This is a genomic window from Streptomyces sp. NPDC057702, from assembly GCF_042799315.1.
Lineage (GTDB): Bacteria > Actinomycetota > Actinomycetes > Streptomycetales > Streptomycetaceae > Streptomyces.
The window spans coordinates 1-26,601 of record NZ_JBHVJC010000048.1; the positions used below are offsets into that span (position 1 = coordinate 1).

Annotated in this window: 23 protein-coding genes; 5 read left to right on the top strand and 18 right to left on the bottom strand. The window is 74.0% G+C overall.

Features of this window, described 5'->3' with window-relative positions:
* Positions 1 to 115 precede the first annotated feature (115 nt).
* Both ACFVFR_RS28490 and ACFVFR_RS28495 read right to left on the bottom strand, forming a co-directional pair.
* On the bottom strand, positions 116 to 490 hold the full coding sequence (locus ACFVFR_RS28490) for an RNA polymerase-binding protein RbpA (protein ID WP_349989863.1): 375 nt from the start codon (positions 488 to 490) through the stop codon (positions 116 to 118).
* Between the two features lie 353 nt (positions 491 to 843).
* The gene (locus tag ACFVFR_RS28495) at positions 844 to 1,488 is read right to left on the bottom strand and encodes a YitT family protein (RefSeq protein WP_383706914.1); all 645 of its coding nucleotides are present in this window, start codon (positions 1,486 to 1,488) and stop codon (positions 844 to 846) included.
* A gap of 252 nt (positions 1,489 to 1,740) precedes the next feature.
* On the opposite strand from ACFVFR_RS28495, the gene ACFVFR_RS28500 reads away from it, so the two are divergent.
* Positions 1,741 to 3,246, top strand: coding sequence for a PLP-dependent aminotransferase family protein (locus tag ACFVFR_RS28500; RefSeq protein WP_383706842.1), 1,506 nt, complete (start codon positions 1,741 to 1,743; stop codon positions 3,244 to 3,246).
* A 64-nt stretch (positions 3,247 to 3,310) separates the two neighbouring features.
* On the opposite strand, the gene ACFVFR_RS28505 is transcribed toward ACFVFR_RS28500, so the two are convergent.
* Together ACFVFR_RS28505 and ACFVFR_RS28510 are read right to left on the bottom strand one after the other, a co-directional pair.
* Positions 3,311 to 4,909, bottom strand: a complete 1,599-nt coding sequence (locus ACFVFR_RS28505; protein ID WP_383706844.1) for an FtsK/SpoIIIE domain-containing protein — start codon at positions 4,907 to 4,909, stop codon at positions 3,311 to 3,313.
* A 28-nt stretch (positions 4,910 to 4,937) separates the two neighbouring features.
* Positions 4,938 to 5,132: a hypothetical protein gene (locus ACFVFR_RS28510; protein ID WP_383706846.1), complete on the bottom strand. Its 195-nt coding sequence runs from the start codon at positions 5,130 to 5,132 to the stop codon at positions 4,938 to 4,940.
* 361 nt (positions 5,133 to 5,493) lie between these two features.
* Here ACFVFR_RS28510 and ACFVFR_RS28515 point away from each other — a divergent pair, with 361 nt between their 5' ends.
* A complete protein-coding gene (locus tag ACFVFR_RS28515) occupies positions 5,494 to 5,916 on the top strand; it encodes an ankyrin repeat domain-containing protein (RefSeq protein ID WP_383706916.1) in 423 nt (140 codons plus the stop codon).
* A 189-nt stretch (positions 5,917 to 6,105) separates the two neighbouring features.
* Entirely contained in the window at positions 6,106 to 7,461 is a 1,356-nt protein-coding gene (locus ACFVFR_RS28520) for an amidase (RefSeq protein WP_383706848.1), read from the top strand.
* A 126-nt stretch (positions 7,462 to 7,587) separates the two neighbouring features.
* Here ACFVFR_RS28520 and ACFVFR_RS28525 read toward each other — a convergent pair whose 3' ends face one another.
* From ACFVFR_RS28525 to ACFVFR_RS28560, 8 genes are all read right to left on the bottom strand, one after another.
* Positions 7,588 to 8,280, bottom strand: a complete 693-nt coding sequence (locus tag ACFVFR_RS28525) for a lactate utilization protein C (RefSeq protein ID WP_383706850.1) — start codon at positions 8,278 to 8,280, stop codon at positions 7,588 to 7,590.
* Positions 8,277 to 9,752, bottom strand: a complete 1,476-nt coding sequence (locus ACFVFR_RS28530; RefSeq protein ID WP_383706919.1) for a lactate utilization protein B — start codon at positions 9,750 to 9,752, stop codon at positions 8,277 to 8,279. The genes ACFVFR_RS28525 and ACFVFR_RS28530 overlap by 4 nt, the downstream gene beginning before the upstream one ends.
* Positions 9,753 to 9,769: 17 nt before the next feature.
* A complete protein-coding gene (locus ACFVFR_RS28535; RefSeq protein ID WP_383706852.1) occupies positions 9,770 to 10,522 on the bottom strand; it encodes a (Fe-S)-binding protein in 753 nt (250 codons plus the stop codon).
* 271 nt (positions 10,523 to 10,793) lie between these two features.
* Positions 10,794 to 11,855, bottom strand: coding sequence for an FAD-dependent oxidoreductase (locus ACFVFR_RS28540; RefSeq protein WP_383706921.1), 1,062 nt, complete (start codon positions 11,853 to 11,855; stop codon positions 10,794 to 10,796).
* Positions 11,856 to 12,287: 432 nt separating this feature from the next.
* A complete protein-coding gene (locus ACFVFR_RS28545) occupies positions 12,288 to 13,520 on the bottom strand; it encodes an LLM class flavin-dependent oxidoreductase (protein ID WP_383706854.1) in 1,233 nt (410 codons plus the stop codon).
* Positions 13,520 to 14,563 (bottom strand): ABC transporter substrate-binding protein, encoded by a 1,044-nt coding sequence (locus ACFVFR_RS28550; RefSeq protein WP_383706856.1) that lies wholly within the window; start codon positions 14,561 to 14,563, stop codon positions 13,520 to 13,522. Before ACFVFR_RS28550 ends, ACFVFR_RS28545 begins: the two co-directional genes overlap by 1 nt.
* Positions 14,564 to 14,750: 187 nt before the next feature.
* On the bottom strand, positions 14,751 to 15,485 hold the full coding sequence (locus ACFVFR_RS28555; RefSeq protein WP_383706923.1) for an ABC transporter ATP-binding protein: 735 nt from the start codon (positions 15,483 to 15,485) through the stop codon (positions 14,751 to 14,753).
* A 308-nt stretch (positions 15,486 to 15,793) separates the two neighbouring features.
* Positions 15,794 to 16,603 (bottom strand): ABC transporter permease, encoded by an 810-nt coding sequence (locus ACFVFR_RS28560; protein ID WP_383706858.1) that lies wholly within the window; start codon positions 16,601 to 16,603, stop codon positions 15,794 to 15,796.
* A 748-nt stretch (positions 16,604 to 17,351) separates the two neighbouring features.
* Between ACFVFR_RS28560 and ACFVFR_RS28565 the strand changes: the two genes are divergently transcribed.
* On the top strand, positions 17,352 to 17,648 hold the full coding sequence (locus ACFVFR_RS28565) for a hypothetical protein (RefSeq protein ID WP_383706925.1): 297 nt from the start codon (positions 17,352 to 17,354) through the stop codon (positions 17,646 to 17,648).
* A 371-nt stretch (positions 17,649 to 18,019) separates the two neighbouring features.
* Here ACFVFR_RS28565 and ACFVFR_RS28570 read toward each other — a convergent pair whose 3' ends face one another.
* Positions 18,020 to 18,649, bottom strand: a complete 630-nt coding sequence (locus ACFVFR_RS28570; protein ID WP_383706860.1) for a potassium channel family protein — start codon at positions 18,647 to 18,649, stop codon at positions 18,020 to 18,022.
* A gap of 186 nt (positions 18,650 to 18,835) precedes the next feature.
* Positions 18,836 to 19,426 carry a hypothetical protein gene (locus ACFVFR_RS28575; protein WP_383706862.1) on the bottom strand — a complete coding sequence of 197 codons (591 nt, stop codon included), beginning with the start codon at positions 19,424 to 19,426 and terminating at the stop codon, positions 18,836 to 18,838.
* 505 nt (positions 19,427 to 19,931) lie between these two features.
* Here ACFVFR_RS28575 and ACFVFR_RS28580 point away from each other — a divergent pair.
* Entirely contained in the window at positions 19,932 to 20,414 is a 483-nt protein-coding gene (locus tag ACFVFR_RS28580; protein ID WP_383706864.1) for a GNAT family N-acetyltransferase, read from the top strand.
* Positions 20,415 to 20,688: 274 nt separating this feature from the next.
* Here ACFVFR_RS28580 and ACFVFR_RS28585 read toward each other — a convergent pair whose 3' ends face one another.
* From ACFVFR_RS28585 to ACFVFR_RS28600, 4 genes are all read right to left on the bottom strand, one after another.
* Positions 20,689 to 22,320 carry an ABC transporter ATP-binding protein gene (locus ACFVFR_RS28585; protein ID WP_383706927.1) on the bottom strand — a complete coding sequence of 544 codons (1,632 nt, stop codon included), beginning with the start codon at positions 22,318 to 22,320 and terminating at the stop codon, positions 20,689 to 20,691.
* 254 nt (positions 22,321 to 22,574) lie between these two features.
* On the bottom strand, positions 22,575 to 24,383 hold the full coding sequence (locus ACFVFR_RS28590; protein WP_383706866.1) for an ABC transporter ATP-binding protein: 1,809 nt from the start codon (positions 24,381 to 24,383) through the stop codon (positions 22,575 to 22,577).
* Positions 24,384 to 24,432: 49 nt separating this feature from the next.
* Positions 24,433 to 25,479: an iron-siderophore ABC transporter substrate-binding protein gene (locus ACFVFR_RS28595; RefSeq protein ID WP_383706868.1), complete on the bottom strand. Its 1,047-nt coding sequence runs from the start codon at positions 25,477 to 25,479 to the stop codon at positions 24,433 to 24,435.
* A gap of 272 nt (positions 25,480 to 25,751) precedes the next feature.
* Positions 25,752 to 26,594 (bottom strand): ABC transporter ATP-binding protein, encoded by an 843-nt coding sequence (locus ACFVFR_RS28600; RefSeq protein ID WP_383706870.1) that lies wholly within the window; start codon positions 26,592 to 26,594, stop codon positions 25,752 to 25,754.
* Between the last annotated feature and the right edge of the window lie 7 nt (positions 26,595 to 26,601).

Genomic DNA, 26,601 nt, shown 5'->3' on the forward strand with positions numbered 1-26,601 from the left:
TCACACCCTCGGCCGTCACCAGCCGGTAGGGGGTGGCGTCCGGGCCTACGGGCAGTGGCCCCGGCCCTCGATGTGGTGTTGTCTCGGTCGCCGGGTGGTCCCGGCGACGCGTCCGTCAGGCGGACTTGCGGTTGTCCCGCGGGTGCACGGCGATGTTCATGGCGCCGGAGCGCAGGACGGCCAGCCGCTCGGCCAGCACCTCCTCCAACTCCTCGCGGGTGCGTCGCTCCATGAGCATGTCCCAGTGCGTACGCGCGGGCTTGCCCTTCTTCTCCTCAGGCCCATCGCCATCCACCAGGAGCGCCTGGGCGCCGCACGCCTTGCACTCCCACTCCGGCGGAATCTCCGCCTCTACCGAGAAGGGCATCTCGAATCGATGTCCGTTCTGGCATGCGTACTCCACCGCCTGGCGCGGGGCCAGATCGATGCCGCGGTCGGTCTCGTAGCTGGTCACCACGAGTCGCGTGCCGCGGAGAGCTCGCTCACTCATGAATCGTGCCTCCCGGGCTTTGTCGCCCACAGGACAGGTGTCGCTGTCGTCGTCATCCGTTCAACGTCCGGTCGGCGGTGAAGATTCCCGTAGTGGGACATGCGTCGCCCGTCGTGCCGCCCCGTTGTTCTACCCACCGGCGCCCGGTTTGTCACATCTGACAGTAGATGTCACCCAGCGTTTGCCGTCCTTTAGCGCGCAGTAACGGTCCGCCTGGTAGGTCGAGGGCGTACACTACTCGCCCTCATGCGTCAGCTCTAAATCCGGTCCACTGTGCGGTCAGAAATCGACGTTCACTGATCGAGGGTCTAGCCCTTTCGTACCCTAGTGCGCCCTCTCCTATCCTGGACGCCTCAAGCCGCCCGATGGTTGCCACCGGCCTCCCGCGACCTCTCCGCGTCCGTGGCGTCCGAGGTGTCCGGGGCGTCCGCCGCTCGGCCCGGGCCGCCGGCCACGACGCCGCGCTGGTTCTGGTCCAAGCCCGGGATGGCGAAGAGCCTCAGGAAGAACTGGGCCAGCGGCCCGATCGCCACGGCGTACAGCAGGGTGCCCACGCCGACGGAGCCGCCGAGGGCGAAACCGGTGGCCAGGACGGCCACCTCGATGCCCGTGCGCACCAGACGGATCGAGCGGCCGGTGCGGCGGTGCAGTCCGGTCATCAGTCCGTCGCGCGGGCCCGGGCCGAAGCGGGCGGAGATGTAGAGGCCGGTGGCCGCGCCGTTGAGCACGATGGAGAAGACCAGCAGCGGAACGCGCACGGCGAGCGCCGTCGGCTCGGGCGTCAGCGCCAGCGTCGCGTCCATCATCAGGCCGATGACCACCACGTTGGAGACCGTGCCGAGTCCCGGGCGCTGGCGCAGGGGAATCCACAGCGCGAGCACCGCCGCGCCCGCCAGGATCACCACCGTGCCGATCGACAGCCCGGTGTGCTCGGCGACGCCCTGGTGGAACACGTCCCAGGGGTCCAGGCCGAGCCCCGCGCGGAGTTGGAGCCCCATGCTCACCCCGTACAGCGTCAGGCCGACGTACAGCTGGGTGAGGCGGCGGGTGAGGTGGGTCCCCCTCGGTATCGGCACGGTGCGCTCCTTCGGGTGTGCGGGGTGCGGCCGGGGCCGGTGTGGCGGGGCCGCGTGTGGCCGGGGCCGTCCTCCCGGAGGTGCCGGGTGGTGACGGTGGCCTGTCTCGTGACACCCTGTGGCCCGGTAGTAGGCCACTTCCAGGGCCAATCTCGGAAGGGTGGACTGGTGATCATGGGTGAGTGGACCTCTGCGGTGGGGGCGCCGCAGTTGGCGCGGCTCTTGGGGTCGCAGCGTCCGGCGCCGGGCGCCGCCGAGGTCGCCGGGCGCCGAGTGCCGGCCTACCGGGCCCTGGCCGACGGTGTGCGTCTGCTGGTGATCGAAGGGCGGCTGCCGGTGGCCGCGCGGCTGCCGGCCGAGCGCGAGCTGGCCGCCGCCCTCGCGGTCAGTCGAACCACCGTCGCCGCCGCGTACGAGGCGCTGCGCGGTGAGGGATTCCTGGCCTCGCGTCGGGGCTCGGGGAGCTGGACGGCGGTGCCGGCCGGCAGCCCGCTGCCCACCCGTGGCCTGGAGCCGCTGCCGCCGGAGGCCGCCGGCTCGGTGATCGACCTGGGCTGCGCGGCCCTGCCCGCCCCCGAGCCGTGGCTGACCCGCGCGGTGGGCGGTGCGATGGAGGCGCTGCCGCCGTACGCCCACACCCACGGCGACTACCCCGCCGGGCTGCCCGCCCTGCGTCAGGCGCTCGCCGACCGCTACACCGAGCGTGGCATCCCCACCATGCCCGAGCAAATCATGGTGACCACCGGCGCGATGGGCGCCGTGGCCGCCATCTGTCGCCTGATGGTCAGGCCCGGCGAGCGCGTCGCGGTCGAGTCACCCTCGTACGCCAACGTCCTGCAACTCATGCGCGACATGGGGACCCGGCTGGTGCCCGTGGCGATGGCCGACGGGCTGCGGGGATGGGACGTCGCGGGCTGGCGTCAGGTCCTGCGCGACGCCGCGCCACGGATGGCCTACGTGGTCGCCGACTTCCACAACCCGACGGGGGCGCTCGCCTCCGACGACCAGCGGCGCGCCCTGGTCGAGGCCGCGCGTTCGGCGGGCACCGTGCTCGTGGTGGACGAGACGATGGCCGACCTGCCGCTGGAGCCCGAAGTGCGGATGCCCCAGTCGATGGCCGCGTTCGACCCGTCGGGCAGCGCGGTGATCGCGCTGGGCAGTGCGAGCAAGGCGTTCTGGGGCGGTCTGCGTATCGGCTGGGTCCGGGCCACGCCGGAGGTGATCCGCACCCTGGTCGCGGCCCGCGCGCACGCCGACCTCGGCACCCCCGTCATCGACCAGCTCGCCGTGAACTGGCTCTTCGGCAACGGCGGCTGGGAGGAGGCGGTCGCCATGCGGCGGGCCAGCGCGCGGGAGAACCGGGACGCGCTGGTGGCCGCGCTCCAACGGCACCTGCCCGACTGGGAGTTCACGATCCCGCGCGGCGGGCTCACGCTGTGGGTGCGCACCGGGGGTCTGTCCGGCTCGCGGATCGCCGAGGCGGGGGAGCGGCTGGGGGTGCGCGTGCCGTCCGGACCGCGCTTTGGCATCGACGGGGCGTTCGAGGGGTACGTCCGGCTGCCGTTCACGGTCAACGGCGCGGTGGCCGACGAGGCCGCCGTCAGGTTGGCGTCCGCGGCCCGGCTGGTGGCGACCGGGGGCGGCGCGGAGACGGAGCCGGCCCGGCTGTTCGTGGCGTGAGCGCGCGAGGCCGTACGGGTGACCGTGCGCCCTTCACGCCGCTCTCGGTGGCGTCGGGGGTGCCTCAGCGGGCGGGGGCCGGCCGGGCGCCGGGCCCGGGGTCGCCGCGCCCGCTCTCCCCGGGCGCGGTCATGGCCTCGACGGCCACGCCGACCGTGGTGGGACCCGGCAGCAACGCCAGGACCGCCGCGCGCTCGGCCTCGTTGGTGGCGTCGTCGTACGGGTCGGGTGTGGCGGGGACCTGGAGGCGGTAGACGGGGCCGTCGCCGAGGCGGGCGAAACCACGGCCCGGCGGCACCTGGGGCAGCGGCGAGGTGGGTGGCGGCGCGCCGAGCGTGTGGTGGAGCTGTTCCCGGGTTGCGGGGCCGAGCACCACGCGGGCCCGGGCGCAGGCGGCGACGTAGGGGCCGAGGGTGTCCAGGCTGTCGGGCGCCTCGGCGACCAGCACGCTGATGCCCGCGGGGCGGCCGTGTCGCAACGGGACGCGGAGCGACTCCTGGGGGCCGGGGCGGCTGTCGGCGCGCGGCAGGTGGGTGAGGGCGGCCGGGCGGTCCACCACGATCCACAGCGGACGCCGGGTCTCCTCGGGGACGGGCTGGCCGACCCGCCGTGCCTCGTGGGCGCGCACCAGCCGCCGCTCGGTCTCGTGCGCGGCCCAGTCCAGGGCGGCCAGCGCTCCGGCCGGGTCGCTCTCCACGGCCAGGACGCCGGCCTGGCCGTGCAGGAAGCCGTAGCCGCCGCTGCCCGCGCCGTCGATGACCAGCACGTCGGCGTGCGGCAGGGCCTGCAGGACCAGCGAGCGCAGCAGTGTGGTGGTGCCGCTGCCCGGCCGGCCGAGCACGAGCAGATGCGGCTCGGTGGACCGGGCGCCGGTGCGCCACAGGACCGGCGACGCGTGGTGGGTGGGCCGCCCGCCGAGATCGGTCACCGGGACGGTGCGCCGCACCGCGTCCGGGTCGGTGAAGCCCAGCACCGCCTCGCCCGGCCCCGTCACGAAGCGCTGGGCGCACAGCGTGGTGGGCAGGGCGGGCAGCACGCTGAGGGTGAGCCGGCCCGCCTCCGGGTCCCATGCGAAGCGGTACTCGCGGCCCCGCCCGGACTTCGCGGCCAGCAGCCGTTCGATGTGCCAGCGCGCGGCGGGCTCGCCGTCGGCGAAGTAGGCCGGGTAGCGGAGCGTCAGGTGGGTGGGGCGGCCGTCGTCCGCGAAGGCGTACTCCTCGAAGGCCCGCTCCCAGGTGTTGGCGTACGCGTAGAGCGGGTCGGGGTCGTCGGGGGCGGCGAAGTGCGGCACGAGCGCCTCGTACAGCGTGCGCAGCCGCGCGGCCTCGGCCTCGCTCGGCGCGCCCCGCGCCCGTGTCCGGCGGCGGCCCGCCCAGCCGGCCGCGGCCAACAGGCCGAGCAGCCCCACGAGCGGCCCGTACGGGGCCAGTCCGAGGGCCAGCGCGCAGGCGGCGACGGAGAACAGCGCGGGGCCGCGCCGTTCCCGGGGAGTGCGCTCCCACCGGCCGCGCCCGGCCGAGGCGAGTGCCGGCAGCCCGCGCCCCACGACGAGCAGCGGGTACAGGACGTCGGTGACGCCGCCGGCCAGGGTGCGCGCGAGGGCGCGGCCCCGGGCGTGGGGGGCCTTGGCGGACGGGGCGCGGAACGGGGCGAGGCGGGCCACGGCGATCTCCTGGTGGTGGCGGACGCGGTCAGATCCTGATGTCGCCCAGCAGGGTGGCCAGGCTGGCGCTGCCCGCCTGGATGCTGGGGGCGATCGCCGTGCCGGCCAGGTAGAAGCCGAAGAGGGCACAGACGATGGCGTGCGACGCCTTGAGGCCGTCCTTGCGGAAGAACAGGAAGACGATGACGCCGAGCAGCACGACGCCGGAGATGGAGAGGATCATGACGGGTCTCCTGATGAATGGGACGATCACCGCGAGTGGCTCAAGACTCACAGAAAGTGCGAAAGGGAGAAAGTTGCGAATGGGTGATTTATCGGTCAATTCATTCGCGCGGGAGTGATGATCGATCCGTAGGGTGGGAGTGCGGCGCGGGCCACGCCCGCGGCGACCCGGTGCGGCCAACCGGGCCCGCCCGCACATCGGGGCGGGCCCTCTTCCACAGAGCGAAGGGCGGAATCTCATGAGCGAACACGGCGGTCGCGGCGAGCGGGCGGGGCAGGTCGAGGGGGCGGAGCGCCGCGACCCCACGGGTGTGGCCGGCCAACCCGCGCCCGGCCAGCCCCAGGGGGCGACGGCGAGCGGGGTGGCTTCGGGTGCCGAGGCGGCCCAGGGCGGCGAGCCGGCTCACGACCCGGAGGTGCTGCAACTGGCGGCGAAGGTCTTCGACCTGGCCCGGCACGGTGACACGGACACCCTGGCCGCCTACGTGGACGCGGGTGTGCCCGCCAACCTCACCAACGACCGGGGCGACTCGCTGATCATGCTGGCCGCCTACCACGGTCACGCGCCGACCGTGGAGGCGCTGCTGCGGCGCGGCGCCGATCCGGACCGTGCCAACGACCGGGGGCAGACGCCGCTGGCCGGCGCGGTGTTCAAGGCCGAGGACGCGGTGGTCCGACTGCTGGTGGCGCACGGCGCCGACCCGGCGGCGGGCACCCCCTCGGCCGTCGAGGCGGCCCAGGTCTTCGGCCGTCAGGACCTGTTGGGGCTGTTCACCCAGGAGTGAGCGGCGGCCGTCGAGCCCGGGCGGCGGCCCGCCCGCACGTCGGGTGGACGCGTGGGGCGGGCCGGGCGCGGGGCCTGGTTCCGCGCGTCGCGGGCCGCCGCCCGGTGGCTGGTTCCGGCCGTACGCGGGCCGGGCCCCGGTCTCCCACGAGCCGGGGTGGCGGACGGGGTGCCCCGTAGCCTGTCCGCCATGACAGACAGGGAAGAGCTGGTCAGGAACCGTCCGTTGGGGGCCGAGGCGGCGGCCCTGCGATCGGGTGCGTGGGACGTGCTCGCCCATGTCGCGCGGACCTGCGAGCGCGTTGACGCGCTGGACGGCCGGATATCCGCGTTCGTCGCCGAGCCGGACCGGCGCGGGCGGCTGCGGGCCGAGGCGAAGGCGGCCCTGGCCCGCTGGCCCGAACCGGCGGAGCGGCCCGCGCTGTACGGCGTGCCAGTGGGCGTGAAGGACATCATCCACGCCGACGGGCTGGCCACCGCGGCCGGATCGGCGGTGCCCACAGCGGCTCTGACGGGAACTCAGGCGACGGTGGTGGAGCGGCTGCGCGCGGCCGGGGCCGTGGTGGCGGGCAAGACGGTGACCGCCGAGTTCGCTGTCACGGCCCCCGGCCCCACCCGCAACCCGCACCACCTGGAGCACACGCCGGGCGGTTCCAGCAGCGGCTCGGCGGCGGCCGTCGCCGCGGGCATGGTGCCGCTGGCGGTCGGCACCCAGACGGTGGGTTCGATGATCCGGCCGGCCGCCTACTGCGGTGTGGTCGGGTTCAAGCCCAGCTACGGCCGCGTTCCCGTGGACGGTGTCATCGCCAACGCGCCCGGCCTGGACACGGTCGGCCTCTTCGCCTCCGACGTGGCGGGCGTGGCCCTCGCGGCGGGAGTGGTCTGCGACGACTGGCGAGCTGGAGCGGTGCGAGAGGCGGGCGACGCGGGGCGCGGCCTGCCCGTGCTCGGCGTCCCCACCGGGCCCTACCTCGACCGCGTCGACGCGCCCGCCCTCGCGGCCTTCGACGCGCGGGTCGAACGCCTGCGGAGGGCCGGCTTCACGGTGCGCCGGGTGCCGTTCATGCCGGACTTCGAGACCGTCTACACCCAGCAGTTCCTCGTCAACCGGTACGAGGTGGCGCGCACGCACGCGGAGTGGTTCCCCCGCTTCGGCGACCTCTACCGCCCCCAGACCCTCGCCGCGATCCGCGAGGGGCACGCGGTGACGGAGGCCGACTACGCGGCGGCCCGCGAGCACCAGCGGCGCTTCCGTGACCGGGTGCACGCCACCATGGCGACCGAGGGCCTCGACCTGTGGATCACCCCGGCCGCGACCGGCGCGGCCCCCGAGGGGCTGGCCACCACCGGCAACTCGGTGATGTGCCTGCCCTGGTCGTACGCGGGGTTGCCGGCGCTCACCGTCCCCGCCGGCACCCTCGCCCCCGGCCTGCCGGTGGGGGCGCAGTGTGTGGCACGGTTCGGCGCCGACGAGGAACTGCTGGGCCTGGCGGCGGCCGTCGAGACGGTGACGGCACCGGACACCGCCGCGCCCGACGCGGTCTGAGGCGGTCGCCGGCGGCACCCCGAGGTCCGGGCGGCCGCGCCGACGGGAGCCCGCCCGGGTGCGCCGGCGGCCTCCGCCGGGGGACGGGCGCCACGTCCCGCCCCCGGCCACCTCGGGCGGGGCGGCTCACGGTGTCGGGGGCGGCGGTGGGGCCTCGGACACCAGCACCACGTCCAGGGCGCGCGGGCCGTGCACCCCCTCCACCCGGCTCAGCTCGATGTCGCTGGTCGCGGAGGGGCCCGAGATCCAGGTCAACGGGCGGCGCGGGTCCAGCCGTTCCAGCGCCTGCGGCAGGGAGTCCACCACCTGCGTCGGCACCCGTACGACGCACACGTGGTGGTCGGGCACCAGGGTGAGCCGGCGTCGCCCCTGCCCCGGGCCGGCGTCCAGTACCAGCGTCCCGGTCTCGGCGATCGCCACCGCGCATCCGGTGACCACGCTGTCCACCGCGTCCAGGTCACGGGCCGTCAGGGCCGCCGCGTCGGGCAGCCGCTCGGCGCCGACCTCGGACAGCCAGTCGGCCGGCAACCCGTCCGGCACCACCACCGCGCGCGCCCCGCGCTCGGCGAGCAGCCCCGCGACGACGGCGGGCAGCCCGGCCGCCTCCGTGTGGTGGACCCGGGCGCGGTAGTCCGCCAGGTGCGCGGCGAGCAGTTCGACGCGCTCGGCGGCCGTGCGTCGACCGTGAACCCGGAGGTAGTCGCGGGCCACGTCGTCCCGGTCGGGCCCGGGTCGTGCGCCGTCCGGGCCCGCGGGCCCCTGCCGTGTGTCGGCCAGCGCCCGGCGTACCCGCCCCAGCACCCGCTCCCGGCTGCTCACGCCGTCCCCCGCTCGCCACGGGTGCGCCGCCACCAGTCGCGGAAGGACTCCGCCGGCACCTCGGGCACCTCGCGGCTGCGGGTCCACGCGCGGCCGGGGCCCGGCAACCGCCGTGGGTGCAGCGACCGGGTGCGGGCGGCCAGCCGCTGGCCGGCGCGGAGCGCGCGCGGGTGCTCGAAGGTCCAGCGGGCGGCGCGCATCGCGGCCCGCTCGGCCGCGTGCCCCCGGGCCGGCCGGATCACGGCCCGGGTGCCCCGCACGGTCACCGGGCCGCCCTCCACCACCCGCTCCCGCAGTCGCACCAGCACCTCGGGGATGTCGATGGCTACCGGACAGACCTCGTAGCAGGCGCCGCACAGCGAGGAGGCGTAGGGCAGGGAGGCGTCCAACGGACTGACGGTGCCGCGTAGTTGGGGCGTCAAAATGGCGCCGATCGGGCCCGGGTACGCGGAGCCGTAGGCGTGGCCGCCGGCCCGCTCGTAGACGGGGCACACGTTCAGACAGGCCGAGCAGCGGATGCAGCGCAGGGCCTGGCGGCCCACCTGGTCGGCGAGCGCGTCGGTGCGTCCGTTGTCGAGCAGCACCAGGTGGAAGGCGCTGGGCCCGTCGCCGTCGGTGGTGCCGGTCCACATCGAGGTGTAGGGGTTCATGCGCTCGGCGGTGGAGGAGCGCGGCAGCAGTTGCAGGAAGACCTCCAGGTCCCGCCAGGACGGGATGACCTTCTCGATACCGACGACCGAGATCAGCGTCTCGGGCAGCGTCAGGCACATCCGCCCGTTGCCCTCCGACTCGACGACGACCAGCGTGCCGGTCTCGGCGACGACGAAGTTGGCGCCGGAGACGGCGACCCGGGCCGTCAGGAACTTCTCCCGCAGGTGCAGCCGCGCCGCCTCGGCGAGCTCGGCCGGCTCGTCACCGAGCCCCGGAGGTGCCGGCCGGCCCGCGCGGCCCATCCGGTCCCGGAAGATGTCGCGGATCTCGGCGCGGTTGCGGTGGATGGCCGGCACCAGGATGTGCGAGGGCAGGTCGTCGCCGAGCTGGACGATCAGCTCGGCCAGGTCCGTCTCGTACGCGGTGATCCCGGCCGCCGCCAACGCCTCGTTGAGCCCGATCTCCTGGGTGGCCATCGACTTGACCTTGACCACCTCGCGCTCGCCGGTCTCCCGCACCAGACGGGTGACGATCGCGTTGGCCTCGGCGGCGTCGGCGGCCCAGTGCACCTGCCCGCCCGCCTCCGTGACGGCGGCCTCCACCCGCTCCAGGTAGTGGTCCAGGTGGCGCAGCGTGTGGTCCTTGATGGCGGCGCCGGCCGCGCGCAGCTCGGCCCAGTCGGAGAGCTCGGCGACGGCCGTGGCGCGCTTGGCGCGGATGGTGTGCGTGGCGTGCCGCAGGTTCCGCCGCAGGGTGATGTCGCGCGTGGAGCGCTCGGCCGCCTCGGGGAAGGTGGGCGCGGCACCCGGCGGGGTGGGCATGCCCAGGTGGACGCGGGTCACCACGGGTCTCCTTCCGTGCTGGCCAGGATCTCGGCGAGGTGCACCGGGCGCACCGCGTGCCCCTGGCGGGCCAGGGTGCCGCCGATGTGCGTCTGGCAGGAGTTGTCCACGGTGCAGACCGCCTCGGCGCCGGTGGCCACGATGGCGCGGGCCTTGTCGGCGCCCATGGCGGCCGAGACGGCGGCGTTCTTGACGGCGAAGGTGCCGCCGAAGCCGCAGCACTCCTCGGCCCCCGCCAGCTCCACCAGCTCCAGCCCGCGCACCCGGCGCAGCAGGGCACGCGGCCGGTCGCCCAGCCGCAGCACGCGCAGCCCGTGGCAGGTGGGGTGGTAGGTGACGGTGTGCGGGTAGTACGCGCCGACGTCGGTCACCCCGAGGACGTCCACGAGGAACTCCGTCAGCTCGTACGTCCGCGCCGCCACGCTCCGCGCCGCCTCGGCCAGCGCCCCGCCACGCCCCTCGGCGCGCGCTCTGGCCCCCAGGCGCGGGTAGTTGTCGCGCACCATGGCCGCGCAGGAGCCGGAGGGGGTCACGATGTGGTCGTAGTCGCGGAAGACGTCGGCGTGGTGGCGTAACAGGGGCTCGGTCTCGTGTCGGTAGCCCGTGTTGTACTGCGGCTGCCCGCAGCAGGTCTGGCCGACGGGGAAGTCCACCGCGACGCCCAGCCGTTCCAGCAGGGTGACCACGGCCTGGCCGGTGCGCGGATAGAGGGTGTCGTTGACGCAGGTGACGAAGAGGGCGACGCGCACAGACGCTCCTTTTGGCCCCGACCCGCCCCGCGAGGCGGCCCCGGGCCCTTCCGGTTCGGCCGTTGCCCGGGCCGCTGGCGCCGGCCGCTCGCCGGGGTGTCCCGGGGAGATCGGCCGCGGTGGTCATCCTGCCGCAGCGGGTGAGCGGTGTGAAGGAGGACCGGGCGCGCTCTCCCCGTGCCCGTCGACCGGGTTCGCCCGGTTGGCCGGGGCGGGTGCCCGGCCGGCGACCGGTTCCGTGACCGGGGCGGGCCGGCGGCCGGCGCGAGGCTCAGGCGGCGACCGGCGCCGGTCGGGCGAGCAGCCGGTCGATCTCGCGGACGGCCGCGCCGCCGGCCCGGTTGGCGCCGATGGTGCTGGCCGATGGTCCGTACCCGACGAGGTGGACGCGCGGGTCGCGGACCGCCCGGGTGCCGTCCAGGGCGATGCCACCGCCGGCCTCGCGCAGCCGCAGCGGCGCCAGGTGCTCGATGGCGGGCCGGAAACCCGTCGCCCACAGCACCACGTCCGCCGCGAACGTCCGACCGTCGTCCCAGGCGACGCCCTCGGGCGTGAGTCGGTCGAACATCGGCAGCCGCTCCAGCACGCCCGCCGCCCGCGCCCGCTCCATCGCCTCGGTCATCGGCAGCCCCGTCACCGAGACCACGCTGCGCGGCGGCAGCCCCTGCCGCACCCGCTCCTCGACCATCGCCACCGCCGCGCGGCCGTGCTCCGCGTCGAAGGGCCCGCTGCGGAACACCGGCGGCCGGCGGGTCACCCAGGCGGTCGCGGCGGCCACCTCGGAGACCTCCAGCAGGTGCTGCACGGCGGAGGTGCCGCCGCCGACCACGACGACGCGCTGCCCGGCGAACGGCGCGGGCCCCGGGTAGCGCGCGGTGTGCAGTTGGCGGCCGGCGAACGTCTCCTGGCCGGGGTAGCGGGGCCAGAACGGGCGGTCCCAGGTGCCCGTCGCGCTGATGAGCGCGCGCGGCGCCCAGTCACCGGCCGACGTCCGCACCAGCAGCCGCCCGCCCTCGCCCTCGCGCACCGCGCTGACCTCGACGGGGCGGCGTACGGCCAGCTCGAAGGCGCGCTCGTAGTCGGCGAAGTACGCGCCGATCACCTCGGACGAGGGCCGTAGCGGGTCCGCGCCCGTCAGCTCCATGCCGGGCAGCGCGTGCATGCCGTGCACCTTGCCGTACGTCAGGGTGGGCCAGCGGAACTGCCAGGCGCCGCCCGGCGCGGGGGAGTGGTCGAGCACGACGAAGTCCCTGCCCGGTCGGTACCCGCGACGCCGCAGGTGGTACGCGCTGGAGAGGCCGGCCTGACCAGCACCGACGACCACGACGTCCAGCGGCGTCGGCGCGCCGCCCCCGCGGCCACCCGCGTCGGGGCCCAGGTCCTCGCCCGCCGCCGGACCGCCCGCCGCCGCCCGCTCCCGTACCGCCTCAGCATTGTTCACGCTTCTACTAACTGGGACGGCCCGGAAAACCTTCCCGCCGCCGCGAGCTCGCCGTGTCCCGGCGCGAGCCGGTCGCGCGAGCCGCCGCGAGCCCGCCGGGCGGCCCTTCCGGCCGGGCGGCCCCACACGGCCGGGCGGCCGCTGGCCGGGGAGGGCCGCCGGCCGCGTGGACCCGGCGAACCAGGGCCCCGCCCCGTCCGCCGCGCACCCGGCGTCATCCGTCGTGCGCCCGGCGGCGGTCGCTCGGCTGACCGGCCGGGCGGTCGAAAGGGCCCGTCCGACCCCGCTCGCGCTGGCGGGGCCGGACGGGAACGCCGCTGCCCCTCACCGCCCCCCGGCGATCAGCAGCGGCGCGCCACCCGACGCGGGCGTCGGGTGGCCGTGTGGGGTGGGCGCCCGCGTGTCCTCGAACGAGGTGGCCAGCAGCCCGCGCGCGGCGAGCTCGGGCCGTACGCCCTCGCCGAACCAGTACGCCTCCTCCAGGTGCGGGTAGCCCGAGAACACGAAGTGCTCGATGCCCAGCGCGTGGTACTCCTCGATCCGGTCGGCGACCTCGGCGTGGTTGCCGACCAGCGCGGTGCCCGCGCCGCCGCGTACCAGGCCGACCCCGGCCCACAGGTTGGGGGAGATCTCCAGCTTGTCCCGCGAGCCTCCGTGCAGCGCCAGCATCCGCCGCTGGCCCACCGACTCGCTGCGCCCCAGCACCTGTTGGGCCGCCGCGACCGTGTCCGCGTCCAGGTCCTCCAGCAGCCGGTCGGCGGCGGCCCACGCCTCGCGCGCGGAGTCCCGCGAGATGGTGTGCAGCCGGATACCGAACCGCACCTCGCGCCCCTCCCGCTCGGCCAGCCCCCTGATCCACTCGACCTTCTCCCGCACCTGCGCGGGCGGCTCACCCCAGGTGAGATAGACGTCCGCGTGTCGCGCCGCGACCGGCCCGGCGGCGGCCGACGAGCCGCCGAAGAAGATCGGCGGCCGGGCCAGCCCGCCGGCCGACTCCGCCGTCGGCGGGGCGGGCGGCAGATGCGCCAACCCGCCCTCGATCCGGAAGTGCTCGCCGGCGAAGTCGTACGGCTGCCCGCGCCACGCGCCGCGCACCACCGACAGGAACTCCGCCGTGCGGGCGTACCGCTGGTCGTGGTCGAGGTGGTCGCCGAACCGACGCTGCTCGGCGGAGTCGCCACCGGTCACCACGTTCAGCAGCAGCCGGCCGCCGGTCAGCCGCTGGTAGGTGGCCGCCATCTGCGCGGCGAGCACCGGCGAGAGGACCCCGGGCCGGAAGGCGACCAGGAACCGCAGCCGCTCGGTGTGCTGGGCCAGGGCCACCGTCGTCAGCCACGCGTCCTCGCACCAGGTGCCGGTCGGCGTCAACACGGCCTCGAAACCCAGGTGTTCGGCGGCCTTGGCGATCTGCGTCAGGTAGGCGAGATCGGGGGCGCGTACCCCGCTCACCGGACCGATGCCCGAGCGTCCGCCGTCGGCGGCGGCGTAGGCGTACCGGTCCACCAGGGTGCGGCCGTCGCCGCCGGTGGGCAGGAACCAGTGCAGGTGCACGGACATCAGTGAGCCTTTCCGTAGGAGCGGGGCTTGGCGGTGGACGGCGGCAGCCCGGCGTTGAACCGGGTGTCCACGAAGTCCCCGAAGTCGAACCGGCGCGGGGTCAGGCCCAGGTCCGCGAAGGTGTCGGCGATCTTCTGCTCGGAGGCGATCGCGGCCTGGTCCACCGCGACGGTCACCCGGGTGCCGTGCGACCGGCGCACCGAGTCCAGCGCCGTCTCGTAGGGCAGCCCGGTCTCCTTGGCCCACACCTTGGCCCACTCCTCGGGGTGCTTGAACACCCAGCTCTGGGCGCGGCGCAACCGCTTCAGGTAGTCGGCGATGGCCTTGGACTTCCCGTCGTTGCCGAGCGCGGAGGGGGCGGCGACCTGGAAGCCGAGACCGTTGACCACACCCTGTCCCGTGGTGAGCACCCGGGCGTCCGCGCTGCGCAGGGCCTGTGAGGTGTACGGGTCCCAGATCGCCCACGCGTCCACCTTGCCCCGGGTGAACGCGGCCAGCGCGTCGGCCGGCTGGAGCAGGCTCACCTTCACGTCGTCGATCGACAGCCCGGCCTTGGCCAGGGAGGCGGTCAGCTGGAAGTGCGCGGAACTGCCCTGGGCGACCGCGACTGACTTGCCCTTCAGATCGGCCGTCCGGCGGAACGAGGACCCGTTCTTGACCACGATCGCCTCGCCGTACGAGGTGCCGTGCGTGGCCGCGACCACCTTGATCCGCGACTTGGCGGCGGCGGCGAACACCGGCGGCGTGTTGCCCACCGCGCCGATGTCCACGGCCTTCGCGTTGACCGCCTCCAGCAGCGGCGGCCCCGAGGTGAAGGTGGACCACCTGATCTTGTACGGCAGGTCGTCCAACTCGCCGGCGGCCCGCAGCACCGCCTCCGAACCACCCTTCTGGTCGCCGACGTTCAGCGTCACCGAACCCTTGCCGTCGGTGTTGCCCGACCCGCCCGAACCGCTGGCCGACGACGTGCCCGAGCAGCCCGACAGCAACAGGGTCAGCGGAAGCAGCAGGGCCGGGATGGTGATGGTGGTGCGCGCTCTCATGTCAGCGAGTCCGTTCGGGTGCGAAGGCGGGCGGTGGTCCGGGGGCGGGTGAGTGGCGCCGAGCCCGGGGCGGAGCGTGCGGCGCGGCGCTCGCTCGAAGGGCGGCGGCACCCGTGGTCCGCGAACGGCGCGGGGCCGGCGGGCCGCCCGGGGCCCGCGAGCGGTGCGGACGAGGGGAGGTGCACGCTCACGCCTCCCCGCCTACGTCGACCGAGGCCGGGGCGGCCACACCCAGGTGGTCCAGGAGCGTGGCGCGCAGCGCGGTGAACGCCGGGTCGCCGATGTCGCGCGGCCGGTCCAGACCCACCGGCGTCTCGTACGCGATCACCCCGCGGTCCATCACCAGCGCGCGATCGGCCAGCAGCAGCGCCTCGTCCACGTCGTGGGTCACCAGCAACACCGCGCAACCACGCCGCTGCCACACGTCGGCCACCAACCGCTGCGCCGTGATCCGGGTCAGCGCGTCCAGCGCGCCGAAGGGCTCGTCGAGCAGCAACAGATCGGGCTCGCGCACCAACGCCCTTGCCAGCGAAGCACGTTGGGCCTCCCCGCCGGACAGGGTCTTGGGCCAGGCGGTGGCCCGCTCGGCCAACCCGACCTCGGCCAGCGCCTGCTCGGCCTTCGCCCGATCAGGGCGCCCCGGCAGGCCCAACAGCACGTTGCGCCACACCCGCTTCCACGGCATCAGCCGGGGAGCCTGGAAGGCGACCGCCCGAGCGCGCGGCACCCACACCCGGCCCTCGATCTCGCGATCGAGACCGGCCAACACGCGCAGCAACGTCGACTTCCCGCACCCGCTGCGCCCCAGCAGGGCCACGAACTCGCCCGGCCGGACCGTCAGATCGAGGTCGTCGATCACCCGTCGCCCGCCGAAGGACCGACTGAGCCCAGCCACCTCGATGGCCGTCTCGGCACCGTCCACAGCGGCACCCGCCTCACCCTGGGCGGTGCGGGCCCGGGTGGCGGTCGGGGCGGCTGCCTTCGGCTCCGCGTCGCTGGCCGGTGCGTCGGTGGCCTTCGCGGGGTCGGTGCGCGCGCTGGTGGCCTTCGCGGGGTCGGTGCGCGCGCTGGTGGCCTTCGCGGGGTCGGCCCGTGCGGTGTCGGCCCGTGCGGTGTCGGACGCCGTGGCGTCGGTGGCCGCCGCGTCGCTCGGCGCTGTCGCGCCCCGCGCCGGTGGCACGTCGCTCGCGTGCTGCTCGGCCCGGTCGGCGGCCGTCTTCTCCAGGGGGCCTACGCGCCCGTGAACGTCGGTCGCCATTGCAGCAACAGCCTTTCCAGAGTGCGGACGATGAAGTCGGCGAGCAGCCCGAGGACCGCGTACACGAGCAGGCAGACCACGATCACGTCGGTCTGGAAGAACTCCCGTGCCCGGTTGAGCAGGAAGCCGATGCCCTCGTCGGCGTTGATCGTCTCGCCGAAGACCAGCGCCAGCCACGCGGTGGCCAACGAGTACCGCAACCCGGTCATCGCGCCCGGCAGCGCGCCCGGCAGGACGACGTGCCGCACCAGGCCCCACCGTCCCAGGCCGAGCGCCGTGCCGGCCTCGATGAGTCCGGCGTCCACGCCACGGATGCCGGCGTAGACGTTGAGGTAGAGGTGGAAGGCGACGCCGAGCGCGATGAGCGCGATCTTCGGGGCCTCGCCGATGCCGAGCCAGATGATGAACAGCGGGATCATGCCGACCCAGGGAATGCTGCGCAGCATCTGCACGCTGGCGTCGATCAGGTCCTCACCGAGCCGGGAGAGCCCGGAGAGCAGGGCGAGTGTGACGCCGACGACCCCGCCGAGCAGCAGCCCGACCAGCACCCGCTGTACGGACACCGCCATGGCGTCCGGCAGCGTGCCGTCACGGGTCATGTCGGTCGCGGTGCTGGCGATGGTGCCGGGCGAGGCGAGCGTGTCGGGGCTGAGGACCCCCGTCGCGCTGCACACCTGCCACAGGGCGAGCAGGACGACGGGGCCGGTGGCACGGCGCAACCAGCGCGGCACGGACCGGCGGCGCGAGGACAGGGGAACAACCGGTTCGAGGACCGGAGACATGGGGGCTCCACGGAAGTGGGTAAGCCGAAGCGACCGTCGGCGCGCGGCGCGCGCAGCACACACCGGGGGCGGTTCGGACGAGCGGGGCGAGCGGGGGCGGCGACAGCGCGTACCCCACCGTCGAGCCATGTCGACGGCGGCACGCGCGCCGGTTACCGGTCCGACCGGGCCGCCTGGCTCAGGAGCGAGCCGGGCGGAGCGGCGGAGCTGTCAGCGCGAGGGGGAACGCGGTAGGGAAGCGGGAAACGGTGCGTCAGCGGGCGCGGCGACACGCGGCGGAGACCACCCGCAGCAGGTCGATGTGACCGCGCGTGGTGAGCAGAGCTGACGTAGACATGCGCTCGAACGTAGCGACGGGTCCCGTACGGGTCAACGCCCGTCTCGCCTGCCGGACCTTTGTTGCGGTGGCCTTACGGACGTGCGTACCGGCGCGAGGGACCGGCGTACGCGGGCGGGTGGGTGGTGGCGGGTGGGAGTGGGGCGCGCGGCTGTCGGACGGCTCGTCAGGGTGGGACAGGCCAGGGGCGCCTGGGAAGGGCTTCGTACCGAGTGGCGGGGTGTTGTCGCCCGAGGTCGGGCGGGTGGTGGCGCGCTCGGGTCCAGCGCGCCGTGGTCGCACTGGCGATGGGGCGGCCACGCGATGGGGTGACGGCCGGATGGGTGGTGTTCCGCTGGGGCAGGACGCCTACGGCCACCCAGTCAGTGGCCGTCAGCCCGTGGTGAGTCCTCCAAGGAGCCGTTCGTGTCCATGATCCAGACCGGCAAGGTCACCCTGTCCTCCAACCAGCCGATCGAGACCCGGGGAGGCGAGACCTCCACCTTCACTCGCGTCACCTTTCCCACCCCGTTCCCCGACGGCGCGCAGGTGGTCGTGCTCACCCAGACACAGACCTTCAACGGCCCGGAGACCCCTGGCATCCGCCTGCACGACGTCAACCCGCGCGGCTTTTTGATCCGCTTCAACGAGGTCAACGTCAACGCGAACGTGCGGAGTGACGGCCGGCACGCCTCCGAGACCGTTGGCTGGATCGCCAGCACCGTCTGACAGCGGGCGCGGGACCGGGGCGCTGGTGTGCGACGCGCGTCCGCGCGGACGACGAGACCGGTGCGGCACCCCGCGGGGCCTGTCGCACCGGAGTCGGCGGGGCGGCCGTGACGGTTGTGGCCATGTCGGAGCCCGCGACAGGGGAGAGGACGCCGAGCGCCTTGGCACGCTTCTCGCCCTCGAAGTTGGTGGTGACCAGGGAGAGGGCGCTGGGCACGGCGACCGCCGCATCGACGCCCTGTCCGGGCCAGGCCCGCGCTCCGGGTCGGCCTGCGTCGGCCACCGTGCCGGCGCCTCCTTCGCGGGACCACGCTCGGGCGCGGCGAGCGGCGGTAGCGGTGAACGCGCCGCGGACGGGTGACGCGGACGGGTTACGGCCCGGCCACGGGCCCTTCCCGGTGACCGGCATCGGAGTGCGACGAGGCCGCCGGGGTCCGGTGCTGTCGGTCCAGCCCCGCCCGTACCGCGCCCGCCAACACCCGGACGGCGACCCCGACGAGCAGCAGCCCACCCGCCATCTGCGCCATCGTGAGCGCCCGCCCGGGCTCCGAGCGTGCCGTGATGTCCCCGTAGCCGACGGTGCTGAACGTGGTCAGGGTGAAGTACAACGCGTCCGTCCTGGTCAGCGGCTCGCTGAAGGAACCGGGCGCGGAGCGGCCCAGCAGGTAGTACGAGGCCGCGAAGAGGAGCAGGAACAGCACCAGTGTGGTGGTCAGACCCTCGATGGCCCGCAGCCGTGGATGGGGGGACCGCGTGATGGCCCGAACCTCCCAGCAGAACACCAGGAGAACCGCGAGCAGGCCGCACACCAGCAGCAGCGACGTGCCGGCCGTGAGCCGCTCGTCCAGGGGAAGCAGGTAGTAGGCGGTGACGAGGCCGCCGGCCACGAGACAGGCACGCGTGACGGCGACCCAGGCGGCGCGTCGGAGCAGGCCGAGCCATCCGCGCGGGGCCGCTTCACGCGGGTCCCGGTCCCTGTCGCCGGCGCTCGTGCCGCCCATCTCACCTCTCCTCGCACCGTCCAACCCCCGTGGTCCGAGCATGCCCGCAGCTCACCCCGCCGCCCCGACGACAAGGCGGGATCACCCCTGACGGGTGACCCCTTCCCCAGCTCCGACCCACCCTCGGGAACAGACCCGGAGGTGCGCCCGGTGCGCACCTCGTCGTCGGTGTTCCCGGGAAGCCCGTCAGAGGTTTAGACCGCGATCACGCTTCCCGCCTGCCACTCGTTCCGTGGCGGCTGTGTCCACCCTGTTGCGTCGCTTGTGGTACGCGACGGTCAGCACGGCCAGCAGCGGTCCCCACAGAATCAACGGCGTGTAGCAGATGTAGAACCAGGCGGATTCCCAGCCGCCGGCCTTTCCGGGGAAGTCGTCGGGCAGGTCGTCGCCACGGATCGTGGTGTCCTGGATCTCGTTGACGACGGCCAGGACGGTGAACACGGCCGTGAGGAGCGTGGCTCCGAGGGCGGCCGGGATGACCGCGACTCTCGTCGGGACACGGCGCCCGCGCAGGCCGGGGACCCAGTGCGGGAACACCTCGCCCCAGCGGGCCACGAGCCCGATCGCGGTGAAGGCGAGAAGCTCGGAGAGCACGGAGAGGAAGAGGATGTACAGGTTGAACCCCCTCTCGAACGCCGCGGGAAGTCGCCACAGGCTTGAGGGCAGGACGACGAGTGGTACGGCGTAGGCGGTGAGCCGCAGCCAGCGGGGCACCGTGGCGACGGGCTCGTGGGCGGCCCGCCAGGCCGAGCGGAGCCGACCGGGCGGGGCGACCACGAGGGTTTCGATGTCTGGGAGGGGTGCATGTCAGTCCTCGGCTTCGGCAGGCTGGCGCTTGGCGCGTTCACGACTGACCATCGCAGCCGCCCCGGTGCGCGGGATCGCGCCACGGAGTGAACTCGCCTCCGCCGCTGGGCGTACGGCCGGCGCGACCTCGGGATGACACCGGGTGCTTCGACATCGGAGGGTGTGTCCGAACGACGAGTTCACCGCCCTCCGGGCCTGGGCACTCGTCGCGGATCGCCTCAGGCGGGTGGCGGGAGTGCGGCGAGGCGGGCCGCTCCATGGTGGCCGTCCTCGTCGCGGCGTCAACGAGTGGCTGTGATCGAAGCACTGGGAGCACGCACCGGCCGCTACGATGCGGGCCATGGAGTGTTTCGACGCCCGGCGTACCCGTCGCTGAGGAGCCCGTCTCACCGCCGTTTCTCCGGCAGGGAGCGGGCTGAACGATGTCCGTGTTCCACCCCGGGTATCAAGCCCTTGGCCTGAGAGGCACACCTCCGTGCTCATCCGCGCGTTCACCCAGCACGACCTCGCGGCACTGACCGCACTGACCATCGACACGTTCCGGCCGTTCTACGAGGAATCCTTCCGCCCACGGGTGGGCGAGGCCGTCTTCGCCGTTCAGCACGGCGACTGGCGCGACGACTACCGCGAACAGGTCGCCGAACTCCACGCCCCCGAACGGCACACGCACGTGGCCGTCGCCGAAGTGGAAGGCGCCGTCGCGGGTTACGTGGCGTGGAGCGTCGACCCTGCCCGCAGGAAGGGCGAGGTCACGATCCTGGCCGTCGCGACCCAGCACCGCCGTCACCATGTGGGCACGGCACTGTGCGAGCACGCCTTCGACCGGATGCGGGCCTTCGGCGCCGAGGTCGTCGAGATCGGCACCGGAGGAGACCCGTTCCACGCGCCGGCTCGAGCGCTCTACGAGGCGCTCGGGTGCACTCCCTACCCGGTCACGGTCTACTTCCGTCAACTCTGACACCTCCCGGGCGGGCGCCCCCGGACGCCCGCCCGGGGGCGGCGGTCAGCTACAGAGCCCCTTCCGCAACGGGCCCCGGCGCCACCTCGGGCACCATCCGCCCTGTCCCGCGACGACGCGTGGGCGCCGGGTGTCGGCATGCGGGTCGTGCCAGAGGGCGTAGCTCCGCACCACGCCCGGCCGCGCCGCCGGGGCCCCGGTCGGACCCCTGTGCCGGCCCGGGCCCGCCGGGAGTGATAGCGGGTGGGGCGGCCCGAACGCGTCCACGCGGATGTCAGCGGGCCACGGCCCGGCGGTAGCGCTCGTCTCCGGCCAGGAGGGCGCGGTGGGTGTCCTCGGCGGTGATGACGCCGTCGTCCAGGACCAGGACGCGGTCGGCGACGTCCAGAAGTGGCGGACTGCTGGTGATCACGATCGTGGTGCGGCCACGGCGCAGCCGCGCGAGGTTGCGCGCGATGAGTTGTTCGGTGACCGCGTCGACGGCTGTCGTCGGGTCGTGCAGGACCAGCGTGTCGGTGTCGGCGGCGAGTGCGCGGGCCAGGGACAGGCGCTGGCGCTGCCCGCCGGACAGGTTGGCGCCACGGTCGCGTACCGCGTAGTCGAGGCCGTCCCGGTGCAGGGCGACGACATCGGTCAACATGGACGCCGCGACGGCCTCGGCCACCGTGCCGCTGGTGCCGGACGGGTCGATGTTCGTACGGAGGGTGCCCGCGAAGATCTCCCCGTCGTACGGGTTCACCAGCAGGTGGGCGCGGAGTGCCTCGATCGACAGGTCCGCGATGGCGCGCCCGCCGATCCGCACCACCCCCTCGTACGTCTGGGGCGCGGTGCGCACGGCCAGGATCGAGGCGAGATCGGCCGCCGCGCGGGGCTCGTAGGCGGCGATCGCCACGAAGTCGCCGGGGCGGACTTCGAACGTGAGCCCGCGCAGGGACCCGTGTCGGACACGGTCGACGTCGAGTTCGTCGCCGGTGACGGGGTGCTGGGAGCCGGGGGTGGTCACCGGTGGCGCGGCGAGCACCAGGGACATGCGCTCGGCCGAGGCGCGGGCGATCATCACGTACTTGGGCATCTCCGAGAACAGCTTGAGCGGCTCCATGACGAACTGCGCGAGGCCCACCGCCATCACCAGCTCCCCGACGGTGATCCGGCCGTCGAACGCCAGCCAGCCGGCGGTCAGGGACACGGCGGTGGCGAGGGCGGCACTCAGGGCCAACGCGGCGCCCTCGTACGCCCCGTGCACCCGGGCGACCGTGATGGCCTGCTCCTTCGCGTCCGTGCTGACCCGGCGATAGGACGCGAAGGCGGCGTGGTTGCCGCCGAAGCCGTGCAGCGGGCGCAGGCCGGTGATGAGGTCGGCGACCTTGGCGCCGGCGCGTGCCACGCGGGCCTGCTGTTCGCGCGTGCTGGCCCCGATCCGTTGGGACATGACGGCCAGGATCGACAGGACGGCGACGGTCCCCACGATCACCAGCAACCCCAGTCGCACATCGGCCAGGCCGAGCGCGGTGGCCGCGACAGCGATCGCGACCAGGGAACTGACCAGCAGCGGCACCACCTCGACGATGTCGGCGGTCTGGTCGGCGTCCTCGGTGGCGATGGTCAGCACCTCGCCGGACTTCAGATCGACGTCCCTGGCCACCGGCTGGAGCCCGCAGGCGGCCACCTGTACGCGCCAGTGGTGGGCCTCGGTCGTGTTGGCCTTCTGCAGGACGCGCATCCCGAACCGCCACGACAGCGACACCGTGGTGATGATGACGGCCAGGGCGCCGACGGACAAGCCCAGCGCGAGCAGGCTCCGGTCCCGCATCGTGTGTTCGACGATGAGGCCGAGCGCGATGGGGAACGCCGTCTCGCCCGCCTGGTACAGGCCCATGAGGGCGGTGCCCCCGGCCATGGCGCCCATGTTGCGGCGCAGCGCGACCCGCAGGATGTCCGACCCCGGGCGGGGTCGCTGGGTGTCAGGGGACTTCGTCACGGTGGCAGGCCATCGCTTCCGGGGTACGCGGAGCCGTCGGTTGAGGGGTCGGGCCGTCGGGACCGCGATCCCGGGGGAGCGGTCAGAGCGGCCACAGACGTGGGAGTGGTCGGGGCGTCGTCGGGAGGGGCCCGCCGCGCGACGCGACCTCGCTCACCGCGCCCGCCCCGTCATCGCCGGGGTCAGGAGTCGGGCACGCGGGCCACCTCGCTGCCCCTGGTCCAGGCGCGCCACAGCCGGGCGTACGGCCCGCCCCGGGCCACCAACTCCTCGTGCGTTCCCTCCTCCACCACGCGCCCCGCGTCGAGTACGGCGATCCGGTCGGCGGCCATCGCCTGGGTCAGCCGGTGGGCGACGAACAGTGCCGTACGCCCCGCGCACGCGGCCCGTACGGCACGCTCCAGCTCGGCGGCTCCCGCGCTGCCCGCCTCCGCGGTCGACTCGTCGAGCACCACCACCGGCGATGAACCCAACGCCAGTCGGGCGAGCGCGAGTTGGGCGACCTTGGTGCTGTCCAGGCGCGCCCCGCCCTCGCCGACCACGGTGCGTATCCCGTCGGGGAGCAGCTCCACCCACTCGGCGGCACCGACCGTGCGCAACGCGTCCGTCAACTGGGCGTCGCTCGCCCCGGGCGCGGCGAGCCGCAGGTCGTCGGCGAGGGGGCCCGAGAACACGTGGGTCTCCTGGGTCAGGATGCTCACCAGGGCCCGCGCGCCCGCCTCGTCCAGCCCCGCGAGGTCGTGCGGCCCGACGCGTACCGACCCGTGCTGCGGGGTCCCGATGCCGGCGACCAGCGCGGCCAGGGTGGACTTGCCCGCGCCTGTCGCTCCCACCAGGGCGAGCGAACCACCCGCGGGGATGGTGAGGTCGACGTCCCGTAGTGCCGGTTCCTCGGAGTCGGGGTAGCGGAAGGTCAGGCCCGCCACCCGCACCGGGTACGGCCCCTCGCTCGCGGGAGCGACGGACGCGTCGCCCACCAGCCGCTCCTCCGCTGGCTCCTTCACCACCCCGACCAGGCGGGTCAGGCTCGCGCCCGACTTCTGCGCCTCGTCGAAGGTGAACATGATGGCGCCCAGCGGTGTGAACAGCCGGTGGAAGACCAGCGGGGCCGCCGCCACCTCGCCCAGGCTGGCGGCGTCGGCCTCCAGCAGGGCGTAACCCACCACGAGGATCAGCACCAGGCCGATGAACTCGGCGCGGTTCTCCCGGCCGACGAACCGGCCGAAGAAGCGAAACACCTCGACGCCCAGGTCGCGCACCCGCCAGGACTCGCGGGTCACCTCAGCCCGGACGGCGTCCTCCATGCGGTACGCCCGGACGGTGTCGATCCCGTTCAGGCCGCTGATCAACGCCTGCGCGCGATCGGCCTGGGCCAACCGCTGCGCACGGTAGAGCGGCGCGGAGCGGGGCAGGTACCAGCGCAGGGCCAGCCCGTAGGCGGGCAGTGCGCCGGCACCGGCCAGGCCGAGTCGCCAGTCCAGCCCGAACATGCCCACCGTGGCGATGACGACCAGCACCCCGGCGGAGAACACCGTGGGCACGGCGGTCCGGATGCCCTTGGACAGCACGGCCACGTCGTCACCGACCCGGGAGAGCACGTCACCGCGCCCGACCCGTTCGACGCGCGCGCTCGGCATGCCCAGCACCGCGCGTACGGCGCCCTCCCGCAGCCGGGCGAGCAGATCCGCGCCCAACCGCCCGACCAGGTACGTCGAGACGGCCGTGGTCGCCGCACCGAGCAGGGCGGCGACCACCATCGTGACCCCGACGGTGACCAGTACCGAACGGGACCTCTCCGCCACCACCCCGTCGACCACCCGCCCCAACAGGAGCAGGGGAAGCACCTGGAGTGCCGCGCCGGCCACCGTGGTGAGCACGGTGGCGGCGGTGAGCCACGGAGCCCGGCGACAGTGCGCCGCCACCCACCGGGCGGCCTCGGGGCCGGTCGCGGTCCGCAGGGTAGCCGGCGCGGGGCGGTCGTCGTCGCTCACCGACCGACCACGTCCGGCCGGCGGGAGGGGAAGCGCGGGAACCTCATCCCTACTTGACCGACTTGACGAGTTCGTCGATCGCGTACGGCAGCGACAGCAGCGTGCCCTGGGACATGGCCGCGCCGACCGCCGGCCCCTCGCTGTCCAGCAGGTACGAGACCTTGCCCTGCTTGACGGCGGACAGGTTGGCGAACAGCTTGAACTTCTTGAGCGCCTCGGTGTCCGCCTTGTCGTTGATGACGAAGACGCGGTCGACGTCGACCAGGTCGATGCGCTCGGGGGAGAGTTCGGTGGAGAAACCGCCGCCCGCGATCTTGTCTATCTCGGTCTGGTACGTGAACCCGGTGCCCGTCACCAGGCGCCCGCGTACGTCGGTCGAGGTGAACGGAACCACCGAGTCCTTGTACCAGGACAGCGCGACGGCCTTCTGCTTCGCGAACTCCGGGTGGGCCTTCTTCGCCGCGTCGAGCCTGCCCTGGATGCCCTGGACCAGCTTGGCGCCCTCGTCCTCCTTGCCGAGCGCCTTGGCGATGTGCTTCGCGTTGTCCTGCCAGGGGGCGCTGAAAGGTTCCTTCTCGGTCTTGGTACGCCCCACCGTGCGCGCGATGGCGGACAGCTTGTCGTAGGCGGCCTTGTCGATCTCGGAGTAGACGGCGATGATCAGGTCCGGCCGCAGCGAGGCGATCTTCTCGTAGTTGGGGCCGGAGTCACCGTTTTCCATGATGACCTCGGGGCGGGTCTCACCCCACTTGTCCTTCACCCAGGGCCACTGGGTGTTGATGTCGAGGGAGGTGCCCGCCGGGTTCGGATACTGGTCGACCATGCCGACCGGCTTGACGCCGAGCGCCAGGACGGCCTGGTCGTCCGTGTAGCCCACCGTGACGATCCGGCGGGGGGCCTTGGTGATCTCGGTGGACCCGAACGCGTGCTCCACGGTGACCGGGAAGGTGCCGCCGGCCGCCGGCGAGCCGCCGCTCTCCTCGCCCTTGGAGTCGGCACCGCATCCCGCGAGCAGGGTGACGCCCAAGGTCGTGGCGGACAGCACCGCCGCCAGCCGTCGCCATGGCCTGGCAGGCGTCGATCGGGGAGTAGGCATGCGAAATCCCTTGCTTTCGTGCTGTCCACTGCGCCCCGATGTGGGGCAGGCACACCTTATACCGCGCGATTTAGGCCAGCCTACCCTCACCAGATCGTCCGGTTCCTCGCGCCCGAGGCACCGCCCGCCCTCCCGCGCGAAGCGGGCAAGTCGCCCGGCACACCGCACGGATGGGGCCGCGCGCACCCGCCCGTGGCGGTCGGTTCGCGAGGCCGCGGGCGCCCCGGGCGCCATGGGTGGCCTCGCGTGGGTGGGCCTGCCACGCGGGCGGGTTACGCGTCGAGCCGGACGTGCGTACGGCCGATCGGCACGATGAGGGGCCGATCACCGACCGGGTCGTCGATCACCTTGGCGCGCAGCCCGAACGCCTCGTGCAGCAACTCGGCGGTGATCACCTCCCGTGGGGACCCCTGTGCCAGGATCGCCCCGTCGCGCATCACGACGAGGTTGTCGCTGTAGCGGGTGGCCAGGTTGAGGTCGTGTAGCACCATCACCACGGTGCACCCCGACTCGTGCAGGTCGTCCACCAGGTCCAGTACGTCGATGGCGTGCGCCAGGTCCAGGTAGGTGGTCGGCTCGTCCAGCAACAGCAGGTCGGTTCCCTGGGCCAGGGTCATCGAGATCCACACGCGTTGCCGCTGCCCACCGGAGAGCGAGTCGACCGGGCGCCCCGCCAGGTCGGACACCCCGGTCATGGCCAGCGCCTTCGCCACGATGTCGGCGTCGTCCGACGACCACTGGCGCAGCCAGCTCTGATGGGGGTGGCGCCCCCTGGCGACCAGGTCGGACACCGTCAACCCCTCCGGGGCGACCGGCGCCTGCGGCAGCAGGCCGAGCTTCCTGGCCACGTCCCGGGTCCTGAGCCTGGCGATGTCCTCCCCGTCCAACAGCACCGCGCCGCTGGCCGGCTTGAGCAGTCGCGTCAGGGTGCGCAGCAACGTCGACTTGCCGCATCCGTTGGGCCCGATGATCGTGGTGACCACCCCGGGCGGGATCGCCACGTCGAGTGCGTCGATGACCGTCTGGCCGCCGTAACCGACCGTGATGTCCCGGGCCGCCAGCCGCGAGGCGGCGGTGTCGCCGGACCCGGTCGTGGCGCTGAACTGAGCCTCCACAAGCCCC